The following is an 8,583-nucleotide window of genomic DNA, read 5'->3' as shown; positions in this document are numbered from 1 at the left end:
TAATCGCAGATCCTGCAGGCGCAGGTGAAGCGCGGCAATATCCCGTTCCCGCTGCGCTTTGTTGTCGGTCAGTAAGCGGTGAATGTCCACCGTCAGGATGATGCCGTTGAGTGGCTGGCGCTGACGGTTTTCGGTGAGCCAGACGAGCAGGGCCTGCCACAGGCGGGCGGGCAGCTGGGGGTTGGGGGTGTCCGGCGGCGATACCGGGTCGATAAGGAAGCCGTCCGGGTCAAGGATGACGGCTTTCTCCCCCAGCCAGCAGCGCAGATGCCGGGGCAGCGCGTCTTCTCCGGTCAGGGTGTCCGGGGCGGCAATGTCAGTCAGCCGGCAGCCGGCCTGAATCAGGGCGGTTTTGCCACTGCCGGTGTTACCCATCACCAGGTACCAGGGGCGCTGGTAGAGATAATCCCGGGTCCCCAGATGGCGTTGCAGTTGCGCTTGCCAGTGATGGAGATAACGGTCCTGACGGGTGATATCGGCCTGCACCGGATCGACGGTGTTCCGTTCCCCCTCCAGCCTGAGTTTTTCAAGCTGGCGCAGGCGGCGCCAGATTTTTATCCCGACAACGCTCAGGGCCAGCAGGAGGATAATCATCGTCGCCAGCCAGCGGGCAGACAGGGTGTCCAGCGGATGCGTCTGTTTAAACTGCCAGCCGGGTCCCCACCACCACAGCCAGATGAGGGCCAGACAGGGCAGGAGGGCCAGTATCAGCGAAGCGGTGGCTTTCAGTGGCGGCAGACGCGGCCTCGCCGGTTTTTTGATATGTTTGAGCAGCAGAGAAAGCCAGTTCATGGGTTAACGCTCCTGTTTGTGGTCGTCGCCTGTGCGGGGGCGGTCATCGGGGCTTTTTCTGCCAGGGCCGCCAGCAGGCCGGGCTCCCAGTCGGCAAGTGACAGGTGTTGTCCTGCCTGGCGCAGCTGGCGGTAATGTTGTTGTGCCAGTGCGTGCATGCCCGCCTGTTCCAGTAACTGGGCCGTCAGTAACTGACCGTAGAACTGATCCCGCGGTTCGGTCAGCTGTTGCTGATATTGCTCCGCGGCGTGGAGGGCGGCTTCCAGTCCGTGTTGCTGAAAACAGTGCCAGACAGCGTCCTGTTCCGGCGTGGCACCGGTGGCGGTCGCCGGCGGACGCAGCCAGTTCAGCGTGGTGTCGGAGATAAACGGGCTCCTGTCGGCGAAAGACAGGTTTTGCAGGGCCGGCAGACGGTCAAGAAAGGCCCGGAGTTCATCGCGGATAGCGTCAGCCACGGCGGGGTAACCCAGTTTGCCGGCGGCCTGTGCCGCGAGAGCGTGGCCGTCAAGCCAGTAAGGGGCCAGGGTCAGACTCTGTTCTATCTCTATTTATTCTCTATTCTTCAAAAGAATAGGATTGAAAATAACTCATGCCTTTTTGTCTTTCTTTATACCGCACGGCATAACTCCTTTTTTAAATATAGAAAATATTTCTTCTAATTTAGCGTCTTGATTAAAAGAAAATAAATATCGATAAATGCTTATCATATTTAACCTGTCATTACATTCATCATTTACTTCATTTAGAAAGTTATCGTATTCTATGTTATCAACTAACCCTTGTTTCTTTCTTATAAGATATTATTTTCTTTTTCTCATCTTTTTTTAACTTGATCTTGGGTGGATATTTTACTCTATCAAGGATATCCTTTTCTGCTTTTTATAATCATCATGAAGATAAAACTCGGATATCCGATCAGAGAAAAATTTACTCCAAGATATATAGTTACCTGGTATGTCTTGATCGAAAAGAAGTTTTAATGCCCTATCTTTATTATCAATAACTTCATATTCATTAAATTCTTCAATAGAACTGGATGAAAAATCCGAACTTTTAAAAAATTCAACAGGTTCCATATAAAAACTTATTATCTCATCCATATTAAATTATCCTAAAATTTTACTCCAGAGATCAAAGATGCTTTGTCTTAATTTTTAATTTACGTCTTCCCCCTTAATATTAGTGTTATACCTATCTTTGGATTTAATAATATTGCCATTCTCAATATCTTTTTTAGCTATATTTTGGATGTGAGCTACTTGTTTCGATATGATATTAATTGATTGATGTAGATTTATTTTATCCAGAGTATTGCATCAGTATATCCGTGATGATTACCTTGATAGCCTTGCTATTACACTAACCTGTCGGCGTTGGCGTGGCATTCACCTCGGTAAGAAAGAAGCCAGCCGGAAGCAATTCCGGGTTTTTACTGTTTCAGAGAGAAAATAGAATAAAATATCTAAAATATTGATTATGTATATATTTAATATGTATTTTGTATTTTTCTGTATTATTCCTTTGTTTGTATTCTTATTTATTTTATATTTTTGTGGTTTTAAGTTATATATTTAATATATAAGGTCAACCCTGTAAAATATTTATTTTAAGTATAAAAATAACAAAGCGGAAAGATCATGGGGATCTTTCCGGCTTTATTTATATTAACTTATATCAAAATTAATTTTTTATCATACAAATTATTTAATAATTCTCTTTTCATATTCAGATGGTGATCCAAATCAGTTTTAAAACCATATTGATTTATTGCATCGATAACATTTTCAGAAAAAAACTGCATCAAAAAATTAACTTCATCGATCATTGAATTTCTTTCATTAACTATTTTATCAAATGAATAGAAGCTTACTTTAGATTTTCCTTATATATAAAGATAATGTTATTTGATAACGGATTGCACCAGAATTAAATATATCTTCTTGTTCTGAATCAGAATCTTCTTTATAGAATAAGCATCCAACACCAATAACACCTTTCATACATATATTATTGCCAACAAAACATTCACTACATGAATAAAATATATTGGATGAGAAAAAACATCTTTTATCAAAAACTTATCATCATTACTTAATTTATTAAATATATTTAGATCAGCATCAGTTAGGTGGTTTTTAGCTATAAGCCATCCAGATGGCACATACATTTTTTTAGAGGAAACAAATTATGTATTTTTTGAACTATATTCATTTTTTAGGTCTAATATACACATTGTAGTCACTTTGTGATATTGGGTGTCAATAAAATTCAGGGTTAGGCGAATTGGTAACTTCCACTCTCAAATATTGAGTTGGCTTGCCATTATTATATCCAATTGGAGATCCTGCATCGTGAATATAATAAGATGAGCCTTTATTATTGCTCAGGTTAATTTCTGCACCATTCCTTAAATAACATTTCGTAATTATGCTACACATAGCCCTCTTCAACTCATTGTTATACATAGAATTATGAGTGGTATAAAATGTAGCACTATTTTGGGATCTTATTTAACGCATCTTTTTCTATCTTATTTCTAATAGCAGTAACTTGTTGTGCTGTTGCATTATTAGGTAAGTTATTCCCCCAATATTGTGTTGTTCCTCCATTGGAAGATAGAGATTTAGCTTTTTCTTGGGTTCTAGCTTTAGTGTGTTTTTCATATGCAGCAGATCGAGAATGATGTCTTCTTCTGCGATCATCTTTTTTAGTTAATACTTCTGGACAAGATGTCATCCCGAAAGGATCAATCCAATTGACCGGATCATGGACATAGCCGTATTTTATTCCATTGGTTCAACGTCATAAAAATTATTAATAGATCATCCTGATGGTATTCTTAATGGCTGTAATTTACTCATTTTATTTTGCTCCAGGAACATATTTCCAGACTTGATTTAATCATTAAAAGACAGAAAAATTGTTGGAGCTTTATCGAATTAAATTATACAGTTAAAATAATTAAAACTTTTTTAATTGTTCTCTAACTTCCATTAAGATAATTCCAAGCATATTCTTACCAGAACCATCGCCACCGTCAGCCCAATAAAAGTCGTTTTTCGTGTGTTCAATTAAACGAGCATTACCGGTAGATAATAATATTTCTCGTATTTCTTTGTGCTGCTTGAATTTTTCTAAAACAGCAAACCGCATAATAATATTGTCTTTCACTTCTTCCCAGTCTGTTCTTAATGGTTTCTTTCTGTCTCGGCCTGCGTTTGCTGCGTCTCTTGGTAAATTTAATTTGCGAATGTTTTCTCTGATATTGAAATCAAAGAATTTTTTTGCTTGAAAGTAATGTTCAACGGTAGGCCAGTAAACACCATTTACCGCTAACCCGTGTTTTGAAAAATTAGAAAAGTAGCCATAAGGTTCATTAACTTTGTAGAAATAAATTGCATTATTCATGATCATATGATTTTGGTTTTTTATTATCTTTGGTGATTGTTTGATATAAAGTTAATCTGATAATGTTTTTTAGAAATAAAATATAATTGAACATCATCTATATAATAAATATTACTTAATTTTTTCATGCGCTTGAAAAATAGGTAAATTAAGGAGTCTATATTTAATGTCAGTAATTTTATGAGAGTGATAAAATAATTCATAATATTAATCCTAAATAAAGTGTTCTAAAATAGTAAATTATTTTCTGTAACCCTCGCCATATCAGGACTTGAGTGAGTTCTGGTTTGAAGCCTCGTGCCGAATGTTTCATATGGGTAATTCAGGTTTGCGTTAAAAAGCACTCAAATAAGCTAATTGTAGCTGTATTAGGGACAGCTATTTGGATAGTGAAGAGGATTAACAACCATTTCAGTGAGCAAACCTGATTGCTAGAGGTTAGGATGCAAATGATGAAATAGTAAGCTTAATTTATAGATACAAAGATAGCCAGAAAGATCTTAATAAAAAATTTCTGGCTTTATTGATTTATTTACTCTTAAATGGATAAAGTGCTTCTTTAAATACTTCCTGATATATATCTTTATCCATTTTATTTACGCTTCTCTCTTGGTCGTCATTGATTTTTTTGTGACAAATTTTTCGTTATCAATATTTCTCTTGCTGTAAAATGCTCTTGCTGCATTTCCAAAGCAATCAATGTCAATTAATTTATCAAGAAAACTATTAATGGAATAACTACTGGCATATTGTAGAGATTAATTTTCTTCACAAGAGAATTTAATGTACATAATAAGTTTTTTCAATGCATTAATTTCAGCCTGTGTAATAGTTATAGTTTTGCCTTTATCTTCTATATGTTCAGCTACCATATTTACTCCTGGTATTTCTTCCCTCAATTGAGAGTCAAGTAGAACAGGGCCGGAAGATCACGGGGATCTTTCCGGCTTTATATTTTTTAAGCTATCTTTTATTTAATTTGGATATATTCTTCTCCAATGTTCAGAATCTTCTAATTTTGACCAGGTTGCATATCTCCATTCTATTTGTCCATCTTTTAAAATCGAAATAATTTTATTTTCAAATTCAAAATTAAAGTATTTATCAGAGTCAATAGTTATATACATCACATGATAATCATCACATAAAAAATCACCTAACTGGTCAATTTTATCAACAACTTCAATATCAAACTCTTGCTGATTTGCTTTAGCAATATAACGTCCTTTAATATCTTTATAAGGCAATTCAATATTGAATGCCTTCTCTAATTTAGATATTAATTCTTCAAAAGGAATATCTTCCAGTAAAACAAAATTTAATTGCCTTGATTTTTTTGAGTACATATTTATTAACCTATTTACACTTAACCATCTGTTGAATATCGCCTTTTCTTGCAAGCTCATCTAGTTCATGAGATTTAAAAATTCTGAAGCCGAAAGGCTCGTCCCTTAATCCAGGAATTGTTGCTTTTAACTTCTTATCTATAGATGCCTCTATTTCTTTCATTCCTTCAATTTTATTAGCATCACGACGCCTATTATCAAATACTGGGTTATAAGCTAGATAATCGGATTTAATAAACGCATCCACATCAAAGCTTTTTAAATTAACAGGTCTTGCTATGCTCGGATCATGAGCCTTACTAATTCCACTCGCTGCACTACCTCGATAACCAATCTCCGCATTCGGGTCGATTTTACGTATTTCCGGTAAATGCTCACGAAGTATTGAATTGATCTTTTCCTGCGTCGCAATTAATTCTGAATTCAGCCCAAGAGGGTCAATCCAATTTACCGGAACATGGACATAACTGTACGGGTTAAATCCCCCACTAAGATTTAATGGGTCGGCACAGAGGTATTGCCCGATCTCGCTATGGTAATACCTAGAGCGATGTCAACATGAGTTCACCACACGTTTACGGGTCATGCGATACATAGCTGGCTTGATCAGCGCCAGCAACACCATCTCAGTGAAATTAAGTTGAGAATGTGGGCGCTGATTGGGGATTACAAGGCTGGAAGATCCTAAATGATCTTCCAGCCTTATTTATTATTTAATCCAACGTTGATCTAAATAAGGAGTGATATCATCAATAGTCATAAAACCAGCAACACAATGAAGATAAAAATCTTTATTTTCTATTGTTAATGTGGTTTCTTCTCGTGTTGATTTAATAATAGGAGTACATTCAAATCCCACTTTTCCTCCATTAACATTTAGTGTAGATACATTTCCAAGTGTCAATATAATACTGAGGGAATTATATATATTTTTACTCCATTTTTTTGGGACTGTTACTGGTAATTTTTTACCTCGTAGTTGTATCCTAAGAATTGAAAAATCGTGGTATATAAAGTTTTCAAATTCAACATCATCAATAGAAAGTTCATTATTAAACATGAACTTAATCTTTTCTTTATGTATAGCATTATCGAACCACATAATTATAACCTCCTTGGAAATTCATAATGATGAGTCCTGGCTTATCAAGGATGCGATAGGGCGGTTACAGTCCGCGCTGGTATGGCACGGGTACGCTCCACGGTAAGAACAATAAAGCCGGAAGATCACGGGGATCTTTCCGGCTGATTTCAACGATATTTTATATCTGATTTTTATCGAAATAAGCCATAGATATAAACTCTCCAAAAACACTATTTCTTATTATTAATGAACAATGCAGTTTCTTAAATCCAAATAGTTAGTCATTACCTCTGACATATTCTTCAAGAAAACCTTTTATTTCTGTCAAAAAAAGAGACTTATCTTCTATTTCATAGTCAAAAATAAAATTCATTTCAGAAAAAACAACATCAACAAGATTAACTTTTCTATTTATAATAAAGTTAATAGACTGAATCACTTTATCTCTATTGGCTGGTATATATTCTAAAAACCAAGGTTTGAGAACAATTTCTGAAACAGAACGTAGATCATCTTTATTATTAACATTTTTATTGTTAATTAACAAATAATCTTTATCACTGATAACTTCCTCATCAAGAGCAGAAAGAAAACCTACTAATATAGAAATTTCATTTTTAGTTTTTAAATCAAATTTATTCATTATCGCCCCCATACAGGATATGCAGTGATTGTTTGCCCATTTGGAGTTAAGATCACTGTTGCGGTACTCGAAGTGCCATATGTTGGGCCAGTCTTGCTATACCCTTCACCGATTCTTCTTCCATACGGAATTGTAGCTTTAGTCACAGCGCCACCTGATTGTCGCTGAATAGTTTGTGCTCGTTGTATAGCATTTAATTGATCTCTATGACTATCAAATCGAGTTGCTGCCATCGGTGTACGCTGCTGAACTCCCGTAGTAGGATTCGCTCCATTAGTTGCTCGTCCAAGCTGGGATTCTAAAGACGTTTGGGCACCATGTCTCTCAAGGAAGTGAGATCTAGGATTCATATTTTCCATTTCTTGTAAACGTCTGAGTGCATTAGCCTCTGCAAGCTCATTGATCCTTGCCTGCCTTTGTTCCCTAGTAAGACTTGCCGGACAATCAGTCAACCCTAGCGGATCTATCCAATTGACCGGATCATGGACATACCCGTACGGGTTAATGCCACCACTAAGATTCAGCGGATCTGGCGATAAGTACTGGCCTGTTTCCCTCTCGTAATAACGGTGCCGATTATAAAATAACCCGCTTTCCTCATCCTCATACTGCCCACAAAACCGGAGGTTACACGTCAGGTTGCGCGGGTCATTGATTGTCAGCACCGGCCAGCATTCCGGCTCGCCCCAGGTGAGCAGTCGTCCTGCCCATATCAGCTCCCCGGCCTCGGTCAGAATTTCCCGTACGGTCCCTTGATGGTCACTCACCACATAGTACAGCTGGCCTTTTTCAAACCGGGCCGAAGGGGTCAGGGCCCCCGGCTCATACAGCCAGTGAATGCTCTGTGCATACCCGACAGTGCCATCTGCATACACCGGCGTCTCTTCAATCAGCTGCTCGCCGCTCCACAGGTAATCATAGCCGATTATCGCGGTCGGTTTTGCCGGCGGTCCGGCGGTGTCTGTCTCCTGTCGTTTGCCAATCCGTCGCCCGAAGGCATCATAGCAATAGCGCCAGCGCACCCCTTCCGGGCTGATAACCCCGGTCAGCCGGTCGTGCGCATCCCAGCGGTAGCGCCAGGTCCGCGGCCGGTATCCCCACCGCTGTTCGGTTTTTTCTGTCCGCCGCCCGTTTTCATCGTAGCGATACGTGCAGGCCCCGTGCTGAATCACCCGGCCCGCCTGCTGGGTGTGGTAGTGCTGGCGCAGGTCTTCACTGAGCCGCTCCGGCACCCGTTTTTGGTAATGCAGATGCTGACCGGCATCGTACACAAACTGTTCGTCACAGGCCCGCGGGCCGCCAAACTGCGC

The 8,583-nt window shown here is 39.2% G+C and carries 11 protein-coding genes and 1 pseudogene; all 12 read right to left on the bottom strand.

Features of this window, described 5'->3' with window-relative positions; genetic code table 11:
* The coding region (locus tag SLS51_RS22000; RefSeq protein ID WP_323840664.1) for a type VI secretion protein IcmF/TssM N-terminal domain-containing protein at positions 1–792 on the bottom strand (792 nt) is incomplete at its 3' end.
* Positions 789–1,334: a type VI secretion system domain-containing protein gene (locus tag SLS51_RS21995; protein ID WP_323840666.1), complete on the bottom strand. Its 546-nt coding sequence runs from the start codon at positions 1,332–1,334 to the stop codon at positions 789–791. The genes SLS51_RS21995 and SLS51_RS22000, both read right to left, overlap by 4 nt.
* A gap of 306 nt (positions 1,335–1,640) precedes the next feature.
* Entirely contained in the window at positions 1,641–1,892 is a 252-nt protein-coding gene (locus SLS51_RS21990) for a hypothetical protein (RefSeq protein ID WP_323840663.1), read from the bottom strand.
* A 569-nt stretch (positions 1,893–2,461) separates the two neighbouring features.
* Positions 2,462–2,617, bottom strand: a complete 156-nt coding sequence (locus tag SLS51_RS21985; protein ID WP_323840662.1) for a hypothetical protein — start codon at positions 2,615–2,617, stop codon at positions 2,462–2,464.
* 668 nt (positions 2,618–3,285) lie between these two features.
* Positions 3,286–3,528, bottom strand: coding sequence for a hypothetical protein (locus SLS51_RS21980; RefSeq protein ID WP_323840661.1), 243 nt, complete (start codon positions 3,526–3,528; stop codon positions 3,286–3,288).
* A 225-nt stretch (positions 3,529–3,753) separates the two neighbouring features.
* Entirely contained in the window at positions 3,754–4,200 is a 447-nt protein-coding gene (gene ybiA, locus SLS51_RS21975) for a riboflavin biosynthesis intermediates N-glycosidase (RefSeq protein ID WP_439126905.1), read from the bottom strand.
* A 974-nt stretch (positions 4,201–5,174) separates the two neighbouring features.
* Positions 5,175–5,546, bottom strand: coding sequence for a hypothetical protein (locus tag SLS51_RS21970; protein WP_323840660.1), 372 nt, complete (start codon positions 5,544–5,546; stop codon positions 5,175–5,177).
* A gap of 10 nt (positions 5,547–5,556) precedes the next feature.
* Positions 5,557–5,793: a hypothetical protein gene (locus SLS51_RS21965; protein ID WP_323840659.1), complete on the bottom strand. Its 237-nt coding sequence runs from the start codon at positions 5,791–5,793 to the stop codon at positions 5,557–5,559.
* A gap of 189 nt (positions 5,794–5,982) precedes the next feature.
* Positions 5,983–6,084: pseudogene (locus SLS51_RS21960) on the bottom strand (RHS repeat-associated core domain-containing protein); the annotation flags it as partial.
* Between the two features lie 171 nt (positions 6,085–6,255).
* Entirely contained in the window at positions 6,256–6,648 is a 393-nt protein-coding gene (locus SLS51_RS21955; protein ID WP_323840658.1) for an Imm50 family immunity protein, read from the bottom strand.
* 259 nt (positions 6,649–6,907) lie between these two features.
* Positions 6,908–7,273, bottom strand: coding sequence for a hypothetical protein (locus tag SLS51_RS21950; RefSeq protein WP_323840657.1), 366 nt, complete (start codon positions 7,271–7,273; stop codon positions 6,908–6,910).
* Complete coding sequence (locus SLS51_RS24760) at positions 7,273–8,295, bottom strand: RHS repeat-associated core domain-containing protein (protein WP_439126904.1); 1,023 nt, start codon at positions 8,293–8,295, stop codon at positions 7,273–7,275. Before SLS51_RS24760 ends, SLS51_RS21950 begins: the two co-directional genes overlap by 1 nt.
* Positions 8,296–8,583 lie beyond the last annotated feature (288 nt).

The organism is Photorhabdus africana (genome assembly GCF_035181445.1).
Lineage (GTDB): Bacteria > Pseudomonadota > Gammaproteobacteria > Enterobacterales > Enterobacteriaceae > Photorhabdus > Photorhabdus laumondii.
This window is presented reverse-complemented; position numbering and strand designations above follow the sequence as displayed.

Bases quoted from the DNA above. Each gene is read 5' to 3' on its own strand.
- SLS51_RS21990 (WP_323840663.1), bottom strand. From the start codon at position 1,892: ATGGATGAGATAATAAGTTTTTATATGGAACCTGTTGAATTTTTTAAA.
- SLS51_RS21970 (WP_323840660.1), bottom strand. From the start codon at position 5,546: ATGTACTCAAAAAAATCAAGGCAATTAAATTTTGTTTTACTGGAAGAT.
- SLS51_RS21985 (WP_323840662.1), bottom strand. From the start codon at position 2,617: ATGATCGATGAAGTTAATTTTTTGATGCAGTTTTTTTCTGAAAATGTT.
- SLS51_RS21950 (WP_323840657.1), bottom strand. From the start codon at position 7,273: ATGAATAAATTTGATTTAAAAACTAAAAATGAAATTTCTATATTAGTA.
- ybiA (WP_439126905.1), bottom strand. From the start codon at position 4,200: ATGAATAATGCAATTTATTTCTACAAAGTTAATGAACCTTATGGCTAC.
- SLS51_RS21955 (WP_323840658.1), bottom strand. From the start codon at position 6,648: ATGTGGTTCGATAATGCTATACATAAAGAAAAGATTAAGTTCATGTTT.
- SLS51_RS21980 (WP_323840661.1), bottom strand. From the start codon at position 3,528: ATGACATCTTGTCCAGAAGTATTAACTAAAAAAGATGATCGCAGAAGA.